General features: G+C 44.4%; 22 protein-coding genes and 1 tRNA gene. 16 read left to right on the forward strand and 7 right to left on the reverse strand.

Annotated features, from left to right (window positions below):
• The first annotated feature begins 5 nt into the window (after nucleotides 1-5).
• The 5 genes from Q4549_RS10860 to Q4549_RS10880 all read left to right on the forward strand — a co-directional run bounded on the left by Q4549_RS10860 (nucleotide 6) and on the right by Q4549_RS10880 (nucleotide 6,800).
• The gene (locus tag Q4549_RS10860; protein WP_303551663.1) at nucleotides 6-2,408 is read left to right on the forward strand and encodes a bifunctional diguanylate cyclase/phosphodiesterase; all 2,403 of its coding nucleotides are present in this window, start codon (nucleotides 6-8) and stop codon (nucleotides 2,406-2,408) included.
• 14 nt (nucleotides 2,409-2,422) lie between these two features.
• Nucleotides 2,423-4,714, forward strand: a complete 2,292-nt coding sequence (gene parC, locus Q4549_RS10865) for a DNA topoisomerase IV subunit A (protein ID WP_137674268.1) — start codon at nucleotides 2,423-2,425, stop codon at nucleotides 4,712-4,714.
• A gap of 74 nt (nucleotides 4,715-4,788) precedes the next feature.
• Nucleotides 4,789-5,571, forward strand: a complete 783-nt coding sequence (locus Q4549_RS10870) for a 1-acylglycerol-3-phosphate O-acyltransferase (protein WP_137674267.1) — start codon at nucleotides 4,789-4,791, stop codon at nucleotides 5,569-5,571.
• The gene (gene rraB, locus Q4549_RS10875) at nucleotides 5,568-5,939 is read left to right on the forward strand and encodes a ribonuclease E inhibitor RraB (RefSeq protein WP_303551660.1); all 372 of its coding nucleotides are present in this window, start codon (nucleotides 5,568-5,570) and stop codon (nucleotides 5,937-5,939) included. Before Q4549_RS10870 ends, rraB begins: the two co-directional genes overlap by 4 nt.
• A 102-nt stretch (nucleotides 5,940-6,041) precedes the next feature.
• A complete protein-coding gene (locus Q4549_RS10880) occupies nucleotides 6,042-6,800 on the forward strand; it encodes an ABC transporter substrate-binding protein (RefSeq protein ID WP_303551658.1) in 759 nt (252 codons plus the stop codon).
• A gap of 1 nt (nucleotide 6,801) precedes the next feature.
• Here Q4549_RS10880 and Q4549_RS10885 read toward each other — a convergent pair whose 3' ends face one another.
• The 4 genes from Q4549_RS10885 to pepA all read right to left on the reverse strand — a co-directional run bounded on the left by Q4549_RS10885 (nucleotide 6,802) and on the right by pepA (nucleotide 12,524).
• Complete coding sequence (locus Q4549_RS10885) at nucleotides 6,802-7,503, reverse strand: DUF445 domain-containing protein (RefSeq protein ID WP_303512166.1); 702 nt, start codon at nucleotides 7,501-7,503, stop codon at nucleotides 6,802-6,804.
• A gap of 60 nt (nucleotides 7,504-7,563) precedes the next feature.
• Nucleotides 7,564-10,425, reverse strand: coding sequence for a valine--tRNA ligase (locus tag Q4549_RS10890; protein ID WP_303551655.1), 2,862 nt, complete (start codon nucleotides 10,423-10,425; stop codon nucleotides 7,564-7,566).
• A gap of 14 nt (nucleotides 10,426-10,439) precedes the next feature.
• Complete coding sequence (locus tag Q4549_RS10895; protein ID WP_303512168.1) at nucleotides 10,440-10,886, reverse strand: DNA polymerase III subunit chi; 447 nt, start codon at nucleotides 10,884-10,886, stop codon at nucleotides 10,440-10,442.
• A gap of 129 nt (nucleotides 10,887-11,015) precedes the next feature.
• Entirely contained in the window at nucleotides 11,016-12,524 is a 1,509-nt protein-coding gene (gene pepA / locus Q4549_RS10900) for a leucyl aminopeptidase (RefSeq protein ID WP_303551652.1), read from the reverse strand.
• Nucleotides 12,525-12,717: 193 nt separating this feature from the next.
• Between pepA and lptF the strand changes: the two genes are divergently transcribed.
• Together lptF and lptG are read left to right on the forward strand one after the other, a co-directional pair.
• Nucleotides 12,718-13,833 (forward strand): LPS export ABC transporter permease LptF, encoded by a 1,116-nt coding sequence (lptF, locus tag Q4549_RS10905; protein WP_303551650.1) that lies wholly within the window; start codon nucleotides 12,718-12,720, stop codon nucleotides 13,831-13,833.
• Nucleotides 13,817-14,884: an LPS export ABC transporter permease LptG gene (gene lptG / locus Q4549_RS10910; protein ID WP_303512174.1), complete on the forward strand. Its 1,068-nt coding sequence runs from the start codon at nucleotides 13,817-13,819 to the stop codon at nucleotides 14,882-14,884. Before lptF ends, lptG begins: the two co-directional genes overlap by 17 nt.
• 3 nt (nucleotides 14,885-14,887) lie before the next feature.
• Here the strand turns inward: lptG and Q4549_RS10915 are convergent, their stop codons facing one another.
• Nucleotides 14,888-15,358 carry an RDD family protein gene (locus Q4549_RS10915; protein WP_303551647.1) on the reverse strand — a complete coding sequence of 157 codons (471 nt, stop codon included), beginning with the start codon at nucleotides 15,356-15,358 and terminating at the stop codon, nucleotides 14,888-14,890.
• A 208-nt stretch (nucleotides 15,359-15,566) separates the two neighbouring features.
• On the opposite strand from Q4549_RS10915, the gene Q4549_RS10920 reads away from it, so the two are divergent.
• The 9 genes from Q4549_RS10920 (at nucleotide 15,567) to rimI (ending at nucleotide 21,567) form a co-directional block, all read left to right on the forward strand.
• Nucleotides 15,567-15,653, forward strand: a tRNA-Leu gene (locus Q4549_RS10920).
• 231 nt (nucleotides 15,654-15,884) lie between these two features.
• Nucleotides 15,885-16,376, forward strand: a complete 492-nt coding sequence (locus tag Q4549_RS10925) for a DUF2937 family protein (RefSeq protein ID WP_303551644.1) — start codon at nucleotides 15,885-15,887, stop codon at nucleotides 16,374-16,376.
• Nucleotides 16,377-16,534: 158 nt separating this feature from the next.
• The gene (locus tag Q4549_RS10930; RefSeq protein ID WP_303551641.1) at nucleotides 16,535-17,116 is read left to right on the forward strand and encodes a hypothetical protein; all 582 of its coding nucleotides are present in this window, start codon (nucleotides 16,535-16,537) and stop codon (nucleotides 17,114-17,116) included.
• Between the two features lie 242 nt (nucleotides 17,117-17,358).
• Entirely contained in the window at nucleotides 17,359-18,060 is a 702-nt protein-coding gene (locus Q4549_RS10935) for a transposase (protein WP_303551639.1), read from the forward strand.
• 72 nt (nucleotides 18,061-18,132) lie between these two features.
• On the forward strand, nucleotides 18,133-18,495 hold the full coding sequence (locus Q4549_RS10940; protein ID WP_303551637.1) for a hypothetical protein: 363 nt from the start codon (nucleotides 18,133-18,135) through the stop codon (nucleotides 18,493-18,495).
• A 425-nt stretch (nucleotides 18,496-18,920) separates the two neighbouring features.
• Nucleotides 18,921-19,748 (forward strand): HDOD domain-containing protein, encoded by an 828-nt coding sequence (locus Q4549_RS10945; protein WP_303512190.1) that lies wholly within the window; start codon nucleotides 18,921-18,923, stop codon nucleotides 19,746-19,748.
• A 71-nt stretch (nucleotides 19,749-19,819) separates the two neighbouring features.
• Nucleotides 19,820-20,716 carry a 23S rRNA pseudouridine(2604) synthase RluF gene (gene rluF, locus Q4549_RS10950; RefSeq protein ID WP_303512192.1) on the forward strand — a complete coding sequence of 299 codons (897 nt, stop codon included), beginning with the start codon at nucleotides 19,820-19,822 and terminating at the stop codon, nucleotides 20,714-20,716.
• Nucleotides 20,717-20,749: 33 nt separating this feature from the next.
• Nucleotides 20,750-21,136: a DNA polymerase III subunit psi gene (locus tag Q4549_RS10955; RefSeq protein WP_303551635.1), complete on the forward strand. Its 387-nt coding sequence runs from the start codon at nucleotides 20,750-20,752 to the stop codon at nucleotides 21,134-21,136.
• The gene (rimI, locus tag Q4549_RS10960) at nucleotides 21,109-21,567 is read left to right on the forward strand and encodes a ribosomal protein S18-alanine N-acetyltransferase (RefSeq protein WP_303551632.1); all 459 of its coding nucleotides are present in this window, start codon (nucleotides 21,109-21,111) and stop codon (nucleotides 21,565-21,567) included. The genes Q4549_RS10955 and rimI overlap by 28 nt, the downstream gene beginning before the upstream one ends.
• A gap of 20 nt (nucleotides 21,568-21,587) precedes the next feature.
• Here rimI and Q4549_RS10965 read toward each other — a convergent pair whose 3' ends face one another.
• On the reverse strand, nucleotides 21,588-22,904 hold the full coding sequence (locus Q4549_RS10965; RefSeq protein ID WP_303551629.1) for a MipA/OmpV family protein: 1,317 nt from the start codon (nucleotides 22,902-22,904) through the stop codon (nucleotides 21,588-21,590).
• Nucleotides 22,888-23,460: a thioredoxin family protein gene (locus Q4549_RS10970; RefSeq protein WP_303551626.1), complete on the reverse strand. Its 573-nt coding sequence runs from the start codon at nucleotides 23,458-23,460 to the stop codon at nucleotides 22,888-22,890. Before Q4549_RS10970 ends, Q4549_RS10965 begins: the two co-directional genes overlap by 17 nt.
• Nucleotides 23,461-23,608: the final 148 nt, after the last annotated feature.

The raw sequence follows: 23,608 nt of genomic DNA on the forward strand, positions 1-23,608 counted from the left end.
AAGGCATGCGCGACTTACGTTTAGGGCTAGCAAATAAAGCACTACTACTATTATGTGGTGTGTTGCTGGTGACTTTAGTCGGCTTAATTAGTTTTAATCACGATAATCTTAAGAGTTTTTTCTTGCTAGGAAGAGCGCAGGTTATTGAAAACCAACAATATCAATTACAAAAATACTATGGTGACGTGTTCTCTCGCTTGCAGGGCGTTACCTCTAGCCAAAGTTATCGTTTCGATGATTTTGAAACCGAACAACTCTCTTCTATTTTCGATTCTTTTTGGCAGGATTTACGTGGTAATACCGAACTGCCAGTGCGCAGCTTAAGTGTGGTAGACCCACTAGAGGGCTTGAAGTACGAATTTGGTTATATTGCTCATAGCCAAAAAGCCTTGGAATGGATGCTTCAAGATCCGGAGACAGTAGAAGCTAAATGGATTTTAGATTGCCCGCTCAGTTGTAGGATTATTATCGCCACCGATTTAGAGCAATTAGAAGAGCAGGGCAGTTATCGGATTTTTTACAGCATTGACTCGCTGCGCTTACTTGAACTATTCCCAGCTAGCCAAGGTAGTCACCACTTCTTGGTAGAGTTAAACGAAGATTTGTCTTTAAACCTGCTTTATTCTGAATCGGCATATCGCGATATGGTGCAGGATATTCTGGTAGGACTGAACGCCAAAGATATTGTTAATGGCGTTGAGCAGTTTGATAGCGAAATGGGGCTGACTGAATTACACGCCTTTAAGGTAAGCAATACTAGCCAAACTCGTCCTGTGTATTACGCCATCGTAAATGATATAAATACCCAGCTTAATCAGCTAAAAAGGGCTGACTACAACAACTTGTTATTTGGTATTGCCGCTTTGTTTTTTGCTGGCGCGATAGTGGTATTTGCCCTTAGCCCTTCACTGCGAAGAATGCGCCGCACCATTAACAACTTGCCCTTATTGGCGCGCTCATCACACAATTTGTTTAGGCGTAACTTAGAAACCAACGGCAAGCGGTTTCTTCAAGATGAATCTGATGAGCTTAACCACACATTGGTGAGACTTTCTTATCAGTTAGAGGCGTTAGAGCAGCAGCTTAAAAGCCGTGCTGAAGAGCTTGAGTGGGTGGCTAACTACGATAATTTAACCGATTTACCTAACCGCCGTAAATTTGAGCGGGTGATTAACCAAATGGTTGAAAAGCAGCGTTATGGCTGTTTACTAATGGTTGATTTGGATAACTTTAAGTATGTAAACGACATTAGTGGCCATGGTGCTGGTGACGAAATGTTGCGCCAAGTGGCCTCGAGTTTAGAGCGTTTACTGCCTAATGAAACCTTGCTAGCGCGAATTAGCGGTGATGAATTTGCGATCTATTTAGAAGATACCAGTTTGGCTTATGCCGAAGTGGTAGCGCAGCGCATTATTAGCATGCTGGCACAAGTGAGTGTGCCTGGGCATAACATTATTCATACTGCCTCCGCTTGTGTGGGCATTGTTGCCTTCCCTGAGCATGGCAGTGGCTTTGAAGATTTAATGGCTAAGGCCGACATTTGTAACAACCAAGCCAAAGAACGTGGTAAAAATTGTGTGGTGAGTTTCCAAGCCGAAAGCAGTGACTCCGAACTTGCCAAAAAACACTACTGGTTAGATTTGGCGCAAAATGCCATTGAGCGAGACCGCTTAGAGCTTTTTTATCAGCCAATCATGAATAACAAACTCAACAAAGTAGAGCACTACGAAGTGCTGCTGCGAGTGCGTGATGATAAAGACCAGTTACATTCGCCTTATCAACTTATTTTAGCGGCTGAGAAAAATGGCCAAATTGATAAAATTGATCTGTGGGTAGTGCAACAAGCTTTGCAGCAGATGGAAACTAATCTGCGTAATGGTTACACCGATAAGCTTGCTATTAACTTATCAGCACGCTCGTTCTGTAGCGAAAAAGTGATTGCTCGTATATCTCGTGAGTTTGTTAGCCGCAACATTGCCGGTGACATGATCATTTTTGAAATTACCGAAACTGCAGCTCTGCCCAATATGAAGCAAGCAGAAGATCATATTAAGCGTTTAAAAGCGCTAGGCTGTGCGATTGCCTTGGATGACTTTGGTGTCGGGTATTCGTCGTTCCACTCTTTAAAACAACTGCCTTTTGATTTCTTAAAAATCGACGGCTCATTTGTCCGTGAGATCCTAAATCAAAATGAAGATAGGGTACTTATTCAAGCTTTGGTTGGCATTGCTAACGAGCTTGGCCATAAAACGGTAGCGGAATTTGTTGAATCAGAAGCATTAAATAACGAACTGATTAGCTTGGGAGTTGATTACTCGCAAGGCTATTACATAGGTAAACCAGCTAGCGCACGCTATTTCTGGCAATTAGACAAAGCATCAGCAGTGCTAGCTTTGCAAGGAACATAAAAGGGTTATAAAGCATGAGTGATGCGAATGAACTCAGTTTAGAGGGCGTAGAACGCCTATCGATGAGCAACTTTACTGAGCAGGCGTATTTAAATTATTCCATGTACGTAATCATGGACCGTGCCTTGCCACATATTGGCGATGGTTTAAAACCGGTACAGCGGCGTATTATTTACGCCATGTCTGAGCTGGGCTTATCGGCGAACGCTAAATACAAAAAGTCTGCCCGTACTGTGGGTGACGTATTAGGTAAGTATCACCCTCACGGTGATTCCGCCTGTTATGAAGCCATGGTATTAATGGCGCAGCCGTTTTCTTATCGGCACCCTTTGGTTGATGGCCAAGGTAACTGGGGCGCGCCCGATGACCCTAAGTCTTTCGCGGCGATGCGTTATACCGAAGCTAAATTATCGAAGTTCTCAGAGGTCTTACTTAGTGAGTTAGGCCAAGGAACTTGTGATTGGGTGCCAAACTTTGATGGCACCATGAACGAGCCCAAAGTATTGCCGGCACGTTTACCTCACATACTGCTCAATGGCGTAACTGGTATTGCTGTAGGTATGGCGACCGATATCCCACCGCATAACGTGAAAGAAGTCGCCAATGCTTGTGTGCATTTGCTGGATAACCCTAAAGCGCAGTTAGGGGATTTACTAGAGCATGTAAAAGCGCCTGATTATCCCACCGAAGCCGAGATTATTACGCCATCGAAAGATATTCAAAAAATTTATGAAACTGGCCGTGGCTCAATCAAAATGCGCGCAGTGTTTCATACCGAAGATGGTGAAGTGGTTATTACCGCTCTGCCTCATCAAGTATCTGGTGCCAAAGTACTAGAGCAAGTTGCCGCGCAAATGCAGGCTAAAAAATTGCCGATGGTTGTGGATTTACGTGATGAATCAGATCACGAAAATCCAACCCGAATTGTTGTAGTGCCACGTTCTAACCGCGTGGATGTAGACCAGCTAATGAATCACTTGTTTGCTTCTACCGATCTTGAACGCAACTACCGCGTAAACCTAAATATGTTGGGGTTGGATAATCGCCCACAGGTTAAGGGTTTAGTTCAAATATTGAGTGAGTGGCTACGTTTTCGTCGTGACGTAGTGCGTCGCCGCCTGCAGTACCGCTTAGATAAAGTGTTAGCCAGACTACACATATTAGAAGGCTTGTTAATCGCCTTTTTAAATATTGATGAAGTCATTGAGATTATTCGAACCGAAGATGAACCTAAAGCAGCCCTTATGGAGCGCTTTGGTTTATCCAACAAGCAAGCTGAATCAATTTTAGAAATTAAATTGCGTCAGTTAGCGAAGTTAGAAGAAATCAAAATTCGTGGTGAACAAGCTGAGCTGGCCGAAGAACGCGATAAGCTTGAAAAGCTATTAGGCAGCGAGCGCCGCATGAGCACTTTGCTCAAGAAAGAGTTAATTGCCGATGCAGAAACCTACGGTAATGATCGCCGTTCGCCGCTGATGGTACGTGCCGAAGCAAAAGCACTGAGCGAAAAAGAATTGATGCCAAACGAAGCCATTACGGTGGTGTTATCGGATAAAGGCTGGGCACGCGCGGCGAAAGGCCATGAAGTTGATGCCCACGGTTTGAGTTATAAAGCTGGCGACAGCTTTTTAGGCAGCGCCAGTGGCCGCAGTAACCAACAGGCGGTGTTCTTTGATACCGCAGGGCGAAGCTATTCGCTCGATTCGCATACCTTGCCATCTGCGCGAAGCCAAGGTGAGCCATTAACCGGTCGCTTTAATCCCGCACCGGGCGAAATGTTTGGCCATGTGGTGATGGCCGATGATGAGCAGCGCTATTTAATGGCGTCTGACGCCGGTTATGGCTTTATTGGCAAATACGCCGATATGCTGAGCAAAAACAAAAACGGTAAGGCTTATTTAAACCTGCCAGCTGGTAGTAAAGTTATGGCGCCGATTGTAGTGCAAAACTATGATACCGATAGCTGCTTGGCCATTTCTAACGAAGGTAGAATGTTAGTGTTCCCGCTGACTAGCTTGCCAGCATTGGCGAAAGGTAAGGGCAATAAGCTGATTAGTATTCCATCGGCACGGGTTAAGAATCGTGAAGAGTATGTCACTTTACTTAATGTAGTACCCGCAGATGCAGCGGTGACCTTGTTTGCCGGAAAGCGCAAACTTACCTTAAAACCGAGCGACTTAGACCACTACCGTGGCGAACGAGGTCGTAGAGGGAATAAACTGCCGCGTGGTTTGCAACGTGTTGATGCGGTTGAAGTTGAAACCAATGCAAGCATCGCTGATGAGCCATCTGCAGATGACGCTTAAGTTAAGTTTTTCAGCCTACACTTGTTCACCTAAAATGCAGCGCGTATACTGCGGGCTGTTTTAATGGGGGTGCTATGTTAGCCGTAATCCGAATTTTGTTTATTGCTGTGGTAATGCTAACGGCATTTCCGTTTGTTATTTTGTATTGTTTAACACGACCACGTCATCCAGATTTAGTACATCAAATTGGTGTATTAATCGCTAAGTGTGGCCGTTTTGTGGGCATTAACGTTGAAGTACGTTGGGTTACGCAAGACCTGCCGGATAAAGCAGTGTGGGTTGCTAACCATCAAAATAGCTACGACATGTTCACTCTGCCTTTCGCCTTGCGCAAAGGAGTGGTGTCTATTGGTAAAAAGAGCTTAGCTAAAATTCCATTTTTCGGTCAAATTTACTGGATTACCGGTAATATTCTGATTGATCGAGATCGCCGTAGTAAAGCTGCAGACACCATTAAACAAGCCGCTGAAGCCATTGATAAACGCCATTTATCGGTATGGATGTTCCCCGAAGGAACACGTAGTTATGGCCGTGGTTTGCAAGCCTTTAAAACCGGTGCTTTTCATTTAGCTATGCAAGCAAAAGTACCCATGTTACCGATTTGCTGTTCTTCTACTCATGGTCAAGTAAAACTAAATCGTTGGAACAACGGTAAAGTGATCGTAGAGGTTGGTCAACCGATTGATGTCAGTGCCTGGAAGAGCAATCTACGCGCCGAAATTGGTCAATTACACGACACCATGGAACAACGGATTTATGAGCTCACCATGGAAGCACGTGGTGAAGCGGCAGATTACCAAGACGTTCACAATAAACAGCTAGCAGGCCAAGATGTGTTGGCAGGAGAACAATCATGAGCATGCAACAAGTGGTTGCCGATTGGCAGGAAGAAACAGATTTAATTATTCAAGAGTTGTTGGCCGATGGCAGCGACCCTGACGCTGAGTACACGATTGAACACCACTTAGCGAGTAAAGACTTTAAAGTGCTAGAGAAAGCCGCTGTAGACGTGTTTAAAGCGGGTTTTGAAGTGAGTGACGCTGAAGAAGCTGAGTTAGAAGACGGCACTAAGGTGTGGTGTTTTGATGTAATTGTTGAAGCGCCGCTCGAAGCTGAAGGTATCAAGCAAGATATTGATACCTTGGCTAAAATAGCTGAAAAGAATAAAGTGATTTACGATGGCTGGGGAACGTACTTTGAGTCTGATGAAGAAGATGACGATTAAGTAGTAAAGGTTTCTAAAAAAAAGCGACGCTAATGCGTCGCTTTTTTTTTACTACACTAATTATACTAAGAGAAACTGTAACGATGGGCTAAAGGAATAGCAGTGATTTTAAGAATCTTGTTGGTATGGAGTTTTGTGTGTTGGTCTGTATCAGCTCAGCAAGCTATCACAACTGCGAACGCCCATTGGCCACCTTGGCGAACCATTGAATCTGATGGCAGTTTAAGTGGAATAGAAATCGACATCTTGAGAGGATTAAGTGCCCGCTTGGAACTAGACCTAGTAACAAAAGGATGTGGTTGGAAACGTTGCTTGAAACACATGATGATGGGCGAGAGTGACCTAATGAGCGGTTTATATAAAACTGCTGAGCGCGAGCAATACATGGCTTTTGTAGAGCCTCCATATCGAAGCCATCAAAACACCTGCTTTTATTTGTTACATGACAGTCAGCTTAAGATTAATAGTTATCAAGACCTGAAAAGTTTGCGTATTGCAGTGCAAAGTAAGGTGGCTTACTTCGAGCGCTTTGATAAAGACGAGCAGCTGTTTAAGCATGAAGTAATAGATGACATAGCAGCATTTCGTTTGCTAAAAGGAGAGCGTGTAGACACGCTTATAATGTCATGTGCTGAAGGGGATTATTTCATAAAGGAACAAAGTATTAGTGCATGGTTTAAACACGCTAACTATGTGGAACAGGAGCATCGGCCTGTATATCTTGCTATTTCTAAACACTCTCCATTGGTACAGAGAAAACAAGAACTATCTAAAGCTTTACAAGACATGCTAGACAGTGGAGAAGTACAAAGCTTGCTGGAACAGAACAAGTTGTTAAAGCGCGACCAGCGCGCTTTTTAAATTATACCAAGCCGTGAATTAAGCCAAAGAGCCCGCCAAATACACCGCCCCATACCACTAACCAGCCAAGGTGTTTGCGGATCATTTCTTGAATAATTTGCTTAACCAGTTGTGGGGTGAGCTCAGCCAAACGTTGCTCAATAATCACCGTGATTTTTTGCTGCACGTCGCCTAAATGTTCAGGTTGCTCAAGCTCTTCGCGCAGCGCTTCACTAAATTGCTCATCTTCGCTAATTTCAATCACTGCGTTTTTAAGTTTATCGATGAATGGTTGCTCTAGCGGAGTAAGTGCTTCTTTACCGCCCACCATGGCTAACATGCCACCAAACGACGAGCTCTCAATAGTTTCAACTAAGGCGTGGTAGGCTGGGCTGAAGTCTGTTTTGTCGATAACTGGGCGCAGGTTAAGCTGCACCGCTTTGCCGCTGGCATCAGACAAAAATCGATCGATGTTTTCGGGAGTGAAAAATTGATTAAGCATTAGCTGTTTAATGCCCGCTTTAAAATCATCAAAACGTGCCGGAATAATTCCAGAGCCATACAAGCCCGGCACTTTTTCAAACAACATATGAATGGCAATCCAATTAGTCGCCGCGCCCGATAGCGCAAACAATCCGATAGAGAACACCAAGCTATGATTAGCAAAGTAGCCAAACGCTACCAACGCTAACGTGATTAAGTTGGTGATTAAGCTTTTATTCATTTTTTGTCCTTTCACAAACAAAAAAGTCCTCCCGCAGGAGGACTTTTTAATCATAGAATACTAAAGCGCTGCAATAGTCTCTTGCTGAGCCACTAGCTTAGCTTTGGCATTTTCCATCTCTTCTAACTTGCCGCGTTCTTTTGCAATAACTTGCTCTGGCGCGTTAGCTACAAATTTTTGGTTAGACAGTTTGCCTGATACTTTAGACAGCTCTTTATCTAGCTTTTCAAGTTGCTTGCCGATACGTGCTAGCTCTGCATCTTTATCGATAAGACCAGCCATAGGAATCAAGATTTCCATATCACCAAGAATAGCGGTGGCAGAGGCTGGAGCAGCCTCACCTTCGGCTAATGCGGTGGTGCTTTCTAACTTAGCTAAAGAGGCTAAGAATGGGGCGTTATCGTTTAAGCGGCGTAAATCTTCGCTTGAAGCATTTTTCAGCAATACATTTAGTGGTTTATTAGGGCTAATGTCCATTTCACCACGAATGTTACGAATAGCCAGAATGAACTGCTTAAGCCACTCTAAATCTGCCACTGCTGCTTCGTCGATGCGTGAAGCATCAAACTCAGGAATGCTTTGCAGCATAATGCTATCTGTTGCTTCAGCTTTACCGGCTAGTGGGGCAACTTGGCGCCAAATAGTTTCAGTAATGTACGGTGTGATTGGGTGCATTAAACGCAATAAACTCTCTAGAACGTTAAGCAGAGTATTACGTGTACCACGTTGCTGGGCTTCAGTGCCTTTAAACAATACTGGTTTAGTAAGCTCTAAATACCAACCACAGAACTGGTTCCAGGTGAACTCATAAATAAGCTGAGCGGCAATGTCGAAGCGGTAAGTATCCAGTGCTTCACGGTAAGCTTTAACGGTTTGCTGGTATTGGCCTTCAATCCAACGATCAGCCAGCGAAAACTCCATTTCGCCACCGTCTTTACCGCAATCTTGCTCTTCGGTATTCATTAGTACGTAACGGCTAGCATTCCATAACTTGTTACAGAAGTTACGGTAACCCTCTAGGCGGTTCATGTCCCAGTTAATGTCACGACCTGTTGTAGCCATGGCAGCAAGGGTGAAACGCAGAGCATCGGTACCGTGGGCTTCAATACCATCTTCAAAGGTTTTACGGGTATCTTTTTCAATTTTCTTGGCGAGCTGCGGCTGCATCATGTTGCCACAACGCTTGGTCACTAAGCTTTCTAAATCGATACCGTCAATCATGTCTAATGGATCAAGCACGTTGCCCTTAGACTTAGACATCTTGTCGCCATTTTCATCACGAATAAGCCCCGTTACGTACACGGTTTTAAACGGTACTTGTGGCTTATTGTTTTCGTCTTTCATGAAATACATGGTCATCATGATCATTCTGGCTACCCAGAAGAAAATAATGTCAAAACCGGTAACCAGCACATCACTTGGGTGGAAGGTGGCTAGGTTAGGCGTTTTTTCAGGCCAGCCTTGCGTGGCGAATGTCCATAAGCCTGAAGAGAACCAGGTATCTAATACGTCGTCATCTTGGCGAAGCACAACATCGTTAGCCAAGCTGTGTTTGCTGCGTACTTCGGCTTCGTTACGGCCTACATATACTTTGCCTGATTCGTCATACCAAGCAGGAATGCGGTGACCCCACCAAAGTTGGCGAGATATACACCAATCTTGAATGTCACGCATCCAAGAGAAGTACATGTTTTCGTATTGCTGAGGGACAAACTTAATGTCGCCATTTTCAACGGCTTCTGTCGCAGTTTTAGCTAGTGGTGCTGCGCGTACATACCATTGGTCGGTAAGCATTGGCTCAATCACTACGCCACCACGGTCACCGTAAGGCACGGTGTTGTTGTGGTCGGCAACTTCTTCAAGTAAACCTAATTCATCAAACTTGGCAACAATCGCTTTGCGTGCTGCAAAGCGCTCTAAACCTTGAAACTCCGCAGGAATATCTGTTGGATAAGCGTTTGAGGGTTCACCGTTAGTATTAAATACTTCTGCTTCATCGCGAATATCAGCATTCAAGGTAAGAATGTTGATCATTGGCAATTGATGGCGTTTACCTACTTCGCAGTCATTGAAATCGTGAGCAGGGGTGATTTTTACACAGCCCGTGCCTTTTTCCATATCGGCGTGTTCGTCGCCAACAATTGGAATGCGACGGCCAACTAAAGGTAGTTCAATAAACTTACCAATTAGCGCTTGGTAGCGCGGGTCTTCAGGGTTAACCGCAACACCAGTATCACCCAGCATGGTTTCTGGGCGGGTGGTAGCAACCACTAAGTAGTTCTTACCTTCGCTGGTGGTTTCACCATCTGCCAGCGGGTAACGCAAATGCCACATGTGGCCTTTTTGCTCTTTATTTTCTACTTCTAAGTCTGAAATAGCGGTATGAAGCTTTGGATCCCAGTTTACTAGGCGCTTGCCACGGTAAATTAAATCGTCTTCGTATAAACGTACAAAGGCTTCTTCAACAGCTTTAGACATGCCGTCATCCATAGTGAAGCGTTCACGCTCCCAATCTACCGATGCACCTAAACGGCGTAGCTGCTTAGTAATGGTACCGCCAGACTCGGCTTTCCAGTCCCAAATTTTGTCGATAAAGGCTTCACGGCCGTAATCGTGCTTAGTTTTGTCTTCTTCTGCTGCGATCTTACGCTCTACGACCATTTGCGTAGCGATACCGGCGTGGTCGGTGCCAACTTGCCATAAGGTGTTTTTACCTTGCATGCGTTGGTAGCGGATCAGCGTATCCATAATGGTGTCTTGAAACGCATGTCCCATATGCAAGCTGCCAGTTACGTTAGGCGGTGGGATCATAATGCTGTAGGCTTCTTTAGATGTATCGCCATGCGGCTTAAAGTGGCCTTGTTGTTCCCATTCTTGATATAGCGCTTGTTCAATTGCGCTTGGGTTGTAGGTCTTTTCCATTGGATGTACTGACTCTATGTAATGTCTGGGTTTGTGTACGCTACGGTGTCTAATTGTAGACCCTGTTGGCGATACACTCGATAACGTTCTCTAGCCGCAGCCTTACCGGTTTCATCTGCTGGCACAAAATCGATAATATGCTGAAAATTTCGGGCAAAATCTGGCGCGGTGTTGGTGAGGTTCACTAAACACTGGCGACGTTGCCTTGGTGCCTGCCAAGATATCTCGACGGGCGCCCCACCTTGAGGGCCTTCACCACTGAGATTGTGCGGTACAAATTGTTCTGGCTCAAATTGCCATAACACTTCGTCTAACCGCTCTGCGTGCTGTTTTGATGAGGTATACACTTGTATTCGCTCACCATTTCGATAGTACTGTGCGAGGATCTCACACACTATTTTATCGAGTGCTTCGCTGTCAGTGGTGACAGAATCGGGCATGATATAAAATTTCGCTTTCATACGCTAGAGACTACTTGTTTGAAATATGCTCGGCAATCTTTAGTTAGTGGCGTAGACGCCCTTTTTTGATGCCTAGAAAAAGCAAAATAGGGAGCTAATGCTCCCCATTTATTATTGCCGGTTTAGCGCTTACTCTTCGAATTCTTGGTCAGTTTTACTTAGCAAGAATTGAGTGAGTAATGGCACTGGTCGCCCAGTTGCGCCTTTTTCACCGCCCGATTTCCAGGCTGTACCGGCAATATCGAGATGTGCCCAGTTGTACTTTTTAGTGAAACGCGACAAGAAACAAGCTGCGGTAATTGAGCCTGCTGTTTTACCACCAATGTTGGCCATGTCAGCAAAATTGCTGTTTAGCTGCTCTTGGTACTCTTCACCCAATGGCAAGCGCCAGGTTTTATCACCACTTTGCTCTGCACAATTGAGTAAATCATGAGCGAGCGGATTATGTGGTGTCATTAAGCCGCTGGTATGGTGACCAAGTGCTACCACACAAGCACCAGTTAAGGTGGCTACGTCTATCACTAGATCTGGCTCGTAACGCTCAACGTAGGTGAGTACGTCACATAACACCATACGTCCTTCGGCATCGGTATTTAATACTTCAACGGTGATACCTGACATGGTGGTAATTACATCGCCAGGGCGATACGCGTTGCCACCAGGCATGTTTTCACAGCCTGCTAAAATGCCAGTTACTTTAAGAGGCAGTTGTAATTCGGCTAAGGCTTTCATGGTGCCGTATACGCCAGCAGCGCCGCCCATGTCGTATTTCATTTCGTCCATGCCTGCGCCTGGTTTTAAAGAAATACCGCCTGAATCAAAGGTTAAGCCTTTACCCACCAATACAATGGGTTTTTGATCTTCACAACCCGGTGCGCAGTATTCAATCACACTCATAATTGATTCGTTGTCAGAACCTCGGCCTACCGCTAAGTAAGAATCCATTTTAAGCTCTGCCATTTCGGCTTCACCTAGGGTGCTTACTTTCACGTTCTCGTAGTTGCTTTGCAGCTCTTTAGCTTGGTCGGCTAAATAAGCAGGGTTACAAATATTCGGTGGCAGATTGGCTAAGTCTTTAGCATGTTTTACACCTTGAGCCACTGCTAAACCATGTTGCACCGCGCTTTCGCCAATAGCTAATTCACGGCGAGTAGGCACATTGAACACAATTTTACGTAGCGGGCGCCGGGTCTCTTCACGATTGCTTTTTAGCATGTCGAAGCTGTACAAGCTTTCTTGAGTGGTTTCTACCGCTTGGCGAACCTTCCAATAAGTATTACGAGACTTAACGTGCAGCTCTGGCAAGAAGCAAACGGCTTCCATTGAGCCGGTTTCGTTTAGGGTATTAATGGTTTTGGTGATGATTTGGCGGTATTGGCGTTCGTTTAACTCACGCTCTTTGCCGCAGCCTACCAATAATACACGTTCGCTAAGTACGTTTGGTACATGATGTAATAACAGTACTTGGCCAGCTTTACCTTCTAGATCGCCTCGGCGTAACAGGGCGCTAATGTAGCCATCGCTAATTTTATCTAGTTGCTCGGCAACAGGAGATAAACGACGTGGTTCGTACACACCAACAACTATACACGCACTACGTTGCTTCTCCGGGCTACCGCTTTTTACGCTAAACTCCATGAATACTCCTACAATCACCAAAACTGGGTTAAGATAGCTTGCCTGCTAAAACGGGTTGGCCGATTCTATCTGCTGTTTAAATAAATATGAGTTATACAGGCACATATTGCTATGTGAAACTGTAAAAAATAGAAAGTTTATCTGAATTTTTTGCTATTACCAGCAAAGTTCTATGTTTGAAGTGAATGACTGAGTGCTAATATTCCGTTACCTATTTAAAGAAACTGCAAAAACCCAACTCGCGGTGTTGGCAGTTTTAATGCTGATTTTCACCTCACAAAAGTTTGTTCGTGTATTGGGACAAGCTGCTGAAGGCAATGTGGCCGGTGAAATAATTGCAAAAGTCATGTTATTGAACATGCCTGCCTTTTTGATCCTTATCTTACCGATCAGCATGTTTATTGGTGTTTTAGTGGCTCATGGTCGTTTATACGCCGATAGTGAAATGGTGGTATTGCAAGCCTGTGGCTATAGTACTGCTCAATTGTTGCGCGACACCATGATTCTTGGATTAATCTCCACGTTAGCGGCGGGTTTCAATACTTTGTATTTAAGCCCCTATACCAATGAGTTAGAACAGCAGTTGTTTGACCAAATGGACGCTGAAGCGGGCATGTCGGTGCTAGTGCAAGGGCGCTTTGAATCTTTAGGCGGTGGGGTGGTCACCTTTGTAGAGCAAATTGAAAACAAAGGAAAACACCTAGAAAAAGTATTTGTTGCACACACACCACCCGAAGGCAGTGATACACGCCCATCGGTAGTGATGGCGGAAGAAGGAGGAATTGAGCGTCGTACCGACGGTTCTCAATGGATGGTGTTAAGTAACGGCAAACGTTACGAACAGGCACCAGAAGAACTAGATTTTAGCATTTTGCATTTCGAACGTTACCGCGTGTACTTACGCGAGCAAGAAGGCAACCAATCGCAGCGGCGTTTGTGGTCTTTACCCACTAATCAGCTAATTGGCTCGCAAGAGCTCACCCATATTGCCGAGTTGCAATGGCGTATATCGCTGCCACTTACCATTCCTATTCTTACCTTTATGGTAGTGCCCTTAGCGGCGGTTAACCCAAGGCAGGGGCGTTACGCTAAGTTGTTGCCAGCCATACTATTGTATTTGAGTTACTACCTTTTACTCAGCGCCGCGCGCAGTGGTGTGGAAGACGGTAAATTAGCGCCCGAAATAGGGTTGTGGTCGGTGCATGCATTAATGTTGTTTATAGCACTGTTCTACTTGTTTATTAGAAGTGAGTATTTCTTGAGAATACGCGGAAAGATTAAAGGAAAGGCCTGTGTTTCGGATTCTTGATTGGTATGTAGGCCGTACAATTATTATGTCTAGCTTGTTGGTGCTGGTTACCTTACAAAGCTTAAGCATGATAGTGAAGTTTGTAGAGCAAATGGGCAGTGTTGGCCAAGGTGATTACCAAATCGCTGACGCTCTGTGGTATGTGCTATTGAGCGTACCGCGCGAGCTAGAAATTTTCTTTCCCATGGCGGCCTTGCTTGGCTCGTTAATCGGCTTAGGGTCTTTAGCTAGCACCAGTGAATTAGTGGTAATGCAAAGCGCGGGTTTATCTCGGTTTAATATCGCGGTAGCGGTACTTAAAACAGCCGTGCCAATGATGATAGTGATGATGTTGTTGGGCGAGTATGTTGCTCCCCAATCAGACATGGCGGCGAAAGAGCTGCGTTCAAGCAAAATGTCGGGCGGCGCAATGGTGGCCGTGCAGCGTGGTGTATGGGCCAAAGACGGCGAAAGCTTTGTAAACATTGGCGAAGTACAAGAAAACAAAGAGCTGTTCAATATTACTATTTATCGCTTTAACGACGATGCCGATTTGTACCAACAAGTTGAAGGCAATCAAGCTTACTACGATAAAAATCGCTGGCTTATTCGTGAAGCAAAAGTGATTGATTTTAGTGACAACGGCGTTACCGAGCAGCTTTACGAGGACTACCCGTGGAGCAGCACCTTAACCCCTGATAAATTGAGTGTGGTAACGATTAAACCGCACGATCTATCCATTACTGGTATGTACTCCTACATCGCCTATCTAAAGCAGAATCGCCAAGATCCAGCGCGTTACGAATTGGCTCTCGCGCGCAAATTAATGATGCCAATTCTCACCGGTATTATGATGTTGCTAGCGCTATCATTTGTCTTTGGGCCACTGCGTAGCTCAAGCATGGGCGCTAAAATTATGCTGGGTGTGGTGGCAGGTTTTAGTTATTACATTCTGGATCAAGTGTTGGGGTCTATGAGCCTAGTGTACGGGGTTCACCCTTACATTAGTGCTGCAATACCTAGCGTATTGGTGCTAGGCATCGCTTTCTTCTTAATTAATCGAAGAACCTAAGCACTACTTTTTCGGAAGGATTACAACTTTGCATCTGCCCCAAATATCTTGAAATGCGGTATTGTCTTTAGTCACCAATACCATCAAGTTACCTGCGCCCAACGCCGAGGTAAATAAGCGGATCAGGGCTTGGGTGTAACTGATGTTAGAGCCATCTTTGTTTTGTACTCGTAGCCGCCAAGCACGCATGCCTATAGTTTGCCCAAGATTGCACCAAAACCAAATGTAGAACAGAATAATGCTTCCCCAAATAAGGCCTTGGAACCATATCTGGCTTACTAGGTAGCTAGAATGTTCTACACCCTCATCAAGCACTAACCAGCCTAATGCGGTAGCTAAAGCTACCATAGCCAGCCCTAACATAGTGGCTACCATGCCAATAGCGATAGCCATTAGTGCGTCATAAATATAAGCAGCAAGGCGTCGAAAAAAGCCTGCGCTGGGCAGCGTAGCGGTAGATTGGTTTTTACTCATGATTGACGAACTCTGAAGAATTTTAAGTATGTTAGCAAAACTCACTGCGTAAGAAGTGAGTCTGTATGTGATTTTCCTCGGTTTTAGTATACAAATTGCGAGTACGCGCATTTCTTAAACACTTAGTGAACTTAAAAACAAAAAGCGCTTGCCAATCTAAAAACGCAGCTTATAATGCCAATCACTCGCTGAGGCGAGCATAACAAATGCCAGAGTGATGAAATTGGTAGACATAGGGGATTCAAAATCCCCCGTTAGAAATAACGTGCCGGTTCAAGTCCGGCCTCTGGTACCAAATTAAGAATTGAGGATGTCCTAGGACATCCTTTTTTCGTTTTAAAACCGACTGTTTCCTCCTCATCTTATACACCTATATTGTCACCTTATTTATTGTCATTTCTCTCAAACAGTATTCCTTGCTTCAACCGCTTATCTGCAAGCAATAGAGTTTAATCACTTTGAAGTATGCAGTGGCTTCGCTTATTGTTGGTTGTTGTTGAACATCAGTTGTTAAAAGGAGCGTGCATTGCTTGTTAATACCTTAGATAAGGTTGTGTTTGCGATTTTGCTTTTGAGCTTTATGCAATTGCCACCACTAAGCAACCACTACTTGCAGTTTGTCAGCGGTCAACTTGATGCGCTTCAACAGCAAGTGGATAGCTATCAACAAAATGCGGAGTTACATAAATACCCTAGCATCCAAAAGATGATTGATGATTTCAAAAAAAATCCCAATTTAGCAGTACGCACAGATGCTGAGCAAAAACAGCAAACAATGTACGAATACCAAGAACTGAGTAACGCTATTAGCGTGTTTGAGCAGGGAACTTACTATCAAAAAGCCAAATATATGTTTAGCCCTCAGCGCTGGGAAACCCTAGAAAAGGTATTAAAGAATTTTAAGCCCGGTATATCGATAGAGCCAGTACTATTGGCTTATAGCGGGGTGGCAGCTTTGTTGTTTGGAGGTATGATTATGTGGCCGTTAAGAAGGGCGGAACGCGCGTTTAAGCCTTAAGTACTTAAAAGAGAGGTTATAGCAGGGGAAGCCTGAGTGCTTCCCTATAGATAACTAGATAAAGTGACTCTGACCCCTTTTATTTTGACCCCTTTTATTTCTGACGGGATACCAGTAAAAGTTGAAAGGGTTGCAGGCTTAAATGAGGTAGGAGAGTGATGAAAAAAAGAGAATTTTTAGCTTTTTACAAGAAGCGTTATGAAGCGAAGAATATTGGAGCAGGAGACTGGAAATTTACTGTAGAAACTGAAGGGGATTTTGGTTTTTTTAGTGTGACTCCTCGTTTACTTAAATACCCACCTATGCAATCTATTGAGGTTGGACTATCTACGAGCCCTTCTTGGTTTGCTGAGTTAGTCGGCATTATTAGAGAGGATAATGAGCTAAATTGGTTATTGTCTGACATTCTACGTGTGCGCCCTGAAAATGGCGAAGTGCTTGAAGAGCATTTGCCGCAAACCATAGTTATGGCTCAAGAGTGGTACAAAGAGCAAAGTAAGCCGGAGGTAATGGCGGCTTATTTAAGCCGCGTGTACGAGTTAAAACCTTTTAGAAATGATGTTTATTACTATTCTTGTGTATTAAAAGGGGATGTAGACGCACTCGAAACAGAACGCGTTGCTCGAGAGAACGGCACCAGTAAGTTACCCCCAGTTTATACCTTGCAGTTTTTGACCAATGCGGTTCGCTTAGCTAAGGAGTACCGCTCTGGTGAGCGTGTGTGCCTGATTGATTTTTAGTCCTTTACTCAATTTATCTGGTAAAAAAAGGACATATATGGACGTTCCCGCTGAGTCAAGGCCAAACGGGTTCTTCGCATGGGAATACTCCAATACGTTGTTCAAAACAACTATCACCGATGTTGTTGTATAGATGAATAAAAGGGGTCAGAGTCAAATTAAATAAAAGGAAATAAAAGGGGTCAGAGTCAAATTAAATTGCCTATGCTTGTCTTAAAGAGCGAACTTGAAGGTGATAATAGATGGCTCGTAAACTTCGCGTTTCCTATCCCGGTGTAGCAGAACACATCATTCAACGTGGTAATAATCGTCAGGTGATTTTTGCTAACGAAGAAGATATGAAAGCCTACCTGACTTGGCTAAAGCAATACGCTAAGAAGTACGATGTGGCTATCCACGCTTGGGTGCTAATGACCAACCATGTTCACTTACTTTGCACACCCTCCACTGCAACAGCAATATCACAAATGATGCAGTCATTAGGGCGTATGTATGTTCTTTATTTTAACCGTCGTTACCAACGCTCAGGTACGTTGTGGGAAGGGCGGTTTAAATCTTGTTTAATCGAGAGTGAAGCTTACTTTATGCAAGTTTGCCGATATATAGAACTAAACCCTGTGCGCGCCAACATGGTTAGTGACCCTGCGGATTACTCGTGGTCTAGTTATCAGTGCAGTGCCTTAGGAAAACGTAGTAGCTTACTGAGTGAGCATGAGTTGTATGTCCGTTTAGGTCACTCACAGACAGAACGGCAACAAGCTTATTGCGCTTTGTTTAACAATGATATTGAAGGAAAGCAGCTTAATGATATTCGCCAGGCAACCCATAAAGGTTTGGCATTAGGCAGCGAACAATTTAAACAAGAAATAGAAACACTAACAGGTCTGAGAGTGACGGAAAGCATTCGTGGTAGAAGAGAAGGTTGGCGAAAGCATATAGACTAGGTGAGATAAAGTGACTCTGACCCCTTTTATTTTTTTATTTCTTTTATTTGCAGATATTCCAGGAGAGTAACAGTGCAAAACTCATTTACACCTTATGCGAAAGAACAACTTCCTTCAGGGTTTAAGTACCCGGTCCTATATTTGAAGATTGCTGAAGGTCTAGAGTTCCCTAAAGAAATTACTTGGTGGTTTGACGATGCGATCACAGAGGGAGGGCAGTTGTCTTGGAGCCTAAGGAATACAAAAAAAGAGTGGGCAAATCTAGCGAAAAAAGACTTGATTCCATTTGCCCAGTTAAATGACTGGAAGGCTTATTTTGACGGAAGCGACATGTCCGGAAATCCTAAGGTCATTGTAGTAGATCTAGGTAACAAGTCGGTAACATTTGAGGTGGCTTCTTTTAATGTGTGGCTAGAAAAAGCATTACGGGATTAAGAAAATAAAAGGGGGTCAGAGTCAAATTAAATTGCTTATGCTTGTCTTAAAGGGTGAACTTGAAGGTGATAATAGATGGCTCGTAAACTTCGCGTTTGCTATCCCGGTGTAGCAGAACACATCATTCAACGTGACAATACAATGACTAAGCTTGCTTGTCTTAAATCGTGCGCTCATCGACTCTAAGTAGCTATTCAAGCTCCAGTATTTCGTTTTATCACCACCCTCCCATAGCAGAATTACCTTAAAAGCGTCTACTGACAAAACCTTGCTTTACCCTCTTGTTAACTACTGATATGGTTGTTATTTACGGCTGTTGCTTGAAGTCCTTGTTCACACTGGCATAAAGTAGTACTAGATAGCGTATACAGCGCACAAGTTATTCGCTTTGGTTAACAGGGCGAACGCTCGAGCAGGAGACTTGGATGACGGAACAAGAGTTGCTATCCCGTGTTAACGAATTGCCTAAAGTACCTAGTGTGGTGCAAGAGCTGGTTAACATGCTTAATGACCCCGATTGTGATTTTTCGATGTTGTCTAAGAAAATTGCCATGGACCAGGTGATTAGTGCCCGCGTATTGCGATTGTCTAACTCTGCACATTTTGGCCGAAGTCGTACTATTGCTTCGATTAACGAAGCGGTGATTCGTTTAGGCATTGCCCCGCTTAAAACCATGATTGTTGTGTCTTGGCTAACCAGCTCGTTTCCGCGAGTGAACAATTTAAATATGCGTGAGTTTTGGAGCGATACTTTTGAAATCGCTAGCATTGCCAGTGCTATTGCTGAAAAAGTACGCATAGACCCCAATGAAATGTTTACTGCCGGTATCTTGCATAATATTGGTGATTTGATGGTGTATAGCCTCACCCCCGAGTTGGCGACCAAAATAGCGGAGAGAGAAGCTGAAGGCGAAGATCCTCAATCTGTGCAACTAGAGGTGTTAGGCACTACTACGGCTAAATTGGGTGCTGAGTTGGCTCGCCTATGGAAGTTTGCTCCTCGCCTAGTCGACACCATTGAATTTCATGTCAATCCTGATGCGGCCAATATAGAACCCTTGCGGGCGTTGGTGCTGCACTTTGCTTGCCAGTTACATAAAGATTGGGATCAACTAGAAAGCAAAGCCGCAAAAATCGATTATTTTGCTAGCCATGCTAACTCTGGTGCTTTGGTATTGCCTTCGTCATTTTACGTTACCATTGACAAAATCCGCGGTCAGGGCCGAGAAATGGCCGAGCAAATGGCTGGCTAAGGCTAAAAGCGCTTATTCAGCCTGCTGTTCTATGGTTTAATAGGCGCGTTAACTAGCTAGTGGAACCTCTTGTGAGCTCATCAACCGAAAAACGCCTCAATAAATTTATCAGTGATTCTGGATTTTGTTCGCGTCGCGAAGCCGACAAACTGATTGAACAGCAGCGTGTCACCATTAATGGTAGTAAGCCAGAACTAGGCACTAAAGTGCAGCCAGGCGATAAAGTAGCGGTAGACGGCAAGTTGATTAAGGCCATTGCTAGCAATAAATCTGATCGTGTATACATTGCGTATAACAAGCCAATAGGTATTACCAGCACCACGGAATTGCATGTTAAAGGCAATATTATTGATGCCATTGGCCACAAGCAGCGTATTTTTCCCATTGGGCGCTTAGACAAACCTTCTGAGGGTTTGATTTTTCTTACCAGCGATGGCGACATTGTTAACAAAATTCTGCGCGCAGAAAATGCCCACGATAAAGAATATGTCGTTACCGTAGATAAACCGCTAAGCGAACGCTTTGTAGAACGTATGTCGCGTGGTGTGCCTATTTTAGATACGGTGACTAAACCCTGTAAGGTAAGGGTGAACAGCAAATTTGTATTCACTATTATTCTTACTCAAGGTTTGAATCGGCAGATTCGCCGCATGTGTGAACACCTAGGTTACGAAGTGACTAAGTTAAAACGCACCCGAATAATGAACGTGAGTTTAGACAATTTACGCCCAGGGCAATGGCGTAACTTAACTGAAGCCGAGATGGCCGAGATTAATCAAGCGGTAACGCATTCGAGTAAAACTGCGCCTACTCAAACCACTGGAGCAGAAAAGCCTAAACAAGGGCTTGGTAAGAAAACGGTATTTGTCAATAAAGCAGCGAGTAGCAACACGCGAGATAAGTTTCAAAAGTCCCGCTCGCAACGCTCGGGAAAAGCTACCTTAAGCTTAAACAAAAAGCCGCGCTAACTATGACTACCAGTGACCAAATAGAAGCAAGTAATGATAGATAAAAAAGCACATCATTATCTTCAAGAAATGGGGATAGATGTTTGGCTAACCAGAGAGACACTGGTGGCTAAACCCTTGCAAGAGCTCCCGGCTTGGCCTTTGGTTGTGGTGATTAATGCGAAGGTTTTGCTGCAGCACCTCGATTTGTTTAAAGGCATTATAGCCGCCATGAAGCTTGATTGGGCAGATGTACACTGTACCAGCGCCGAGCACTTTCCAGAAGGTTATCAGGGCTGGGTATTGTGGGCTGAGGCCAGTGAGTATCCCCCCAAACTACCACAGTTGCTGCGTTGTGACCCAGAGCAGCTTGCCAATAACAAACAAGCTAAACGAATACTATGGCAACAAATATGCAGCCAGATCTTAAACCAGAGTTAAGCCCTTTATCGCTAATGGATGTACCGCTGATGTTAGCCATAGAACAAAAAGCCCATTCGCACCCCTGGAGCCGAGATTTGCTGGCCAGTAATTTTGGCGGCTTGTATCGCAACTTAGGGTTGTGGCAAGGGCAACGCTTGTTGGCTTATGTTGTTTTGCGGGTGGTGGCTGGAGAAGCCGAGCTAATTAACATCGCAGTCGCACCAGAGTCTCAAGGCCAAGGCTTAGGAAAGCAGCTTATGCAGGCCATGTTTAACATGGCAGAGCAGCAACAGTGGCTGCATATACTGCTAGAGGTTCGTGCTAGCAACCATAAGGCTCAGCAGCTTTATAAACGTTTTGAATTTAGCGAGATTGACCGGCGTAAAGCCTATTACCCTTGCCACGAGCAAGGGCGAGAAGACGCCCTCATCATGCAATGTATTTGTTAAACGTTACTAAGCAATAAACCCTACCAATGCCATTGGAAGTGCAGGCCTTGGTAGTTACTGCCGCCTTTAATCCGCCCAAATAGTGAAGAGTTCTCAAAAATACCGGAACGGTGGTGAATATTGTAACCTAGCCACATGTTGTCTAATTCGGGTTTTCTAAATAAATCACCAAGGTTGACATCTAAAGAGAAATCTAAGTAATTAAGTAGCTTACTGGGTTTATAGCCTTTGCCATCTTCGGCTAGGTCTACTTCTTCAATGTAAGTAATGTTAGTCACGTAAGATAAACCCTCGGCCACGCCAAAGCGCCAGCGAATAGGCCAAGTAAAGGTGTAGTAGGCCTTAAACGCGATGACATATTCCAGAATAGGATCTTGAACTTCTGAACTGTGGTGGTAAGCCAAGCCGGGTGTTAGGTATACATCAATCGGGTATCCCAACAAGGTTTCGCTGAGTAAGTGACCATAAAATATTGAGCTGAGCTGGTTATTGTATTCGTCTTTTTCTGCCTTGAAGTGAATGATATCGCCAAGGTTAGAAGGGGTTGCCCAAGCGTGAGAAACCCGTAAATAGCCCTTTGGCCAATCACCTGAAGTGGTTTGATACTGCTTGTTAAAGAAGCTTATTCCGATAAAGCTTTCAAACTGAAAGTCTTTATCAATAATATCGACTTTTTGCGTTTCGTGGCCTAAATACGTGCCGCCGAAGCGGCCGACTAAAAAGAAGTCTCGCCATACTTGATAGCGCATATCTATACCGGCTTTAATATCTACGTCGGCTTTGGTCTCAAACAGTTCTAGGCCGTAATAACGGGTGTTGTAGTCGCTGCTTTTGATATGAGCGGTAGCGTAAGGCGCGAAATACCAACGTTTGTAAAACTTTTGCCAAGTGAGCTCTAAATTACCGTGTAGGTTACCCACATCATCACTTAGCAGCTCGGTGTTAAAGGAATAGTCGGGTTTAAAGCGCCATTGGCTGCGTAATCCGTAATCTATGCCGTCACCACGGATTTGATTTTGATACTCAGAAGGAATATCGAAGAAGCGGTAGCGTCCCATAACAGCTACATCGAAATCATCGTCTTTCCAAAATTTATAACCGGCGGCTAGCCCATCTAGGTAGACCCGTTCACCTTTATAAAAGAACAAAGGCACCACATCAGAAACGCTGCTGGTTTCAGAGCGAAAGGGAATGCTGGCATTACGAAAGCCAAAGGCGATGCCCCAATCATTATTTAGCGGGCCTTCTAACATGGCGCTGGCAGAACTGGTGAAGCTAGTAGATAACAGTGAAACGACAAATAAACTGAAGGTTATAAACTTAAGGGGGTGTTTCACTGTTTGAGTCGTCCATGCTGGCAGCTTTTCGTGCCAATATTGTCGCATGGGTCACAGATAAACGAAAGCTTGTCGGCGAAAGCGGCATAAAGTTTCCATTTTTTAACGTGTCGCGGGCCACCCAAATTTGTGCCATTTCCAGTACCAAGTAGGTAGAAATAGGGTGTTCTTGGTCGAACATAATAAACATAGAAGGGTAGGTGTTTAAGTTGAACTGATCAGCAAAGCGCTCGTGGTCTCGATCGGTGTCTATGTTTACCTGCACCTTTACATATTCATTGAGAATACGTTTCAGCTCAGGATCATTTAGGTAGTCTTGCTCAAAGGCAATACAGCGCTGACAAGCTTGGCGGCGCAGGTATAAAAATACTGGTTTATTGGTGAGTTTAGATTCACGTATAGCTTGATGATAACCAGCAATATCAAACATCCAACCATCTTTGGCGCTTACCCCACGGCCTTTCACATGGTAAATGAACATATAGCTTAAGGCCGCACCGCCAATGGCTATTAGCACCATGGTGAAGAACGCTTTTTTGAACAACTCAAAACTCATTGCAGGCCTCTTAGGAAATTAACTAAGCATTTGTTTATACAAGCACTTAATTAGCTATCGGCTAGCTAATAGTAAGCTTTAGTGTAGTGGTAGATCAACGCCTGCGATCACAGGGGAATCGCAGAGTTTTAATCGTGTGAGGAAAGGG

The sequence above is a fragment of the Agarivorans sp. 2_MG-2023 genome (assembly GCF_030548085.1).
In the GTDB taxonomy this organism is placed as follows: Bacteria; Pseudomonadota; Gammaproteobacteria; order Enterobacterales; family Celerinatantimonadaceae; genus Agarivorans.

Excerpts from the sequence above, each read along its gene's own strand:
- Q4549_RS10860 (WP_303551663.1), top strand. The coding sequence starts at position 6 with ATGCGCGACTTACGTTTAGGGCTAGCAAATAAAGCACTACTACTATTA.
- parC (WP_137674268.1), top strand. The coding sequence starts at position 2,423 with ATGAGTGATGCGAATGAACTCAGTTTAGAGGGCGTAGAACGCCTATCG.
- Q4549_RS10870 (WP_137674267.1), top strand. The coding sequence starts at position 4,789 with ATGTTAGCCGTAATCCGAATTTTGTTTATTGCTGTGGTAATGCTAACG.
- rraB (WP_303551660.1), top strand. The coding sequence starts at position 5,568 with ATGAGCATGCAACAAGTGGTTGCCGATTGGCAGGAAGAAACAGATTTA.
- Q4549_RS10885 (WP_303512166.1), bottom strand. The coding sequence starts at position 7,503 with ATGAATAAAAGCTTAATCACCAACTTAATCACGTTAGCGTTGGTAGCG.
- Q4549_RS10890 (WP_303551655.1), bottom strand. The coding sequence starts at position 10,425 with ATGGAAAAGACCTACAACCCAAGCGCAATTGAACAAGCGCTATATCAA.
- Q4549_RS10895 (WP_303512168.1), bottom strand. The coding sequence starts at position 10,886 with ATGAAAGCGAAATTTTATATCATGCCCGATTCTGTCACCACTGACAGC.
- pepA (WP_303551652.1), bottom strand. The coding sequence starts at position 12,524 with ATGGAGTTTAGCGTAAAAAGCGGTAGCCCGGAGAAGCAACGTAGTGCG.
- Q4549_RS10915 (WP_303551647.1), bottom strand. The coding sequence starts at position 15,358 with ATGAGTAAAAACCAATCTACCGCTACGCTGCCCAGCGCAGGCTTTTTT.
- Q4549_RS10930 (WP_303551641.1), top strand. The coding sequence starts at position 16,535 with ATGAAAAAAAGAGAATTTTTAGCTTTTTACAAGAAGCGTTATGAAGCG.
- Q4549_RS10935 (WP_303551639.1), top strand. The coding sequence starts at position 17,359 with ATGGCTCGTAAACTTCGCGTTTCCTATCCCGGTGTAGCAGAACACATC.
- Q4549_RS10945 (WP_303512190.1), top strand. The coding sequence starts at position 18,921 with ATGACGGAACAAGAGTTGCTATCCCGTGTTAACGAATTGCCTAAAGTA.
- Q4549_RS10955 (WP_303551635.1), top strand. The coding sequence starts at position 20,750 with ATGATAGATAAAAAAGCACATCATTATCTTCAAGAAATGGGGATAGAT.
- rimI (WP_303551632.1), top strand. The coding sequence starts at position 21,109 with ATGCAGCCAGATCTTAAACCAGAGTTAAGCCCTTTATCGCTAATGGAT.
- Q4549_RS10970 (WP_303551626.1), bottom strand. The coding sequence starts at position 23,460 with ATGAGTTTTGAGTTGTTCAAAAAAGCGTTCTTCACCATGGTGCTAATA.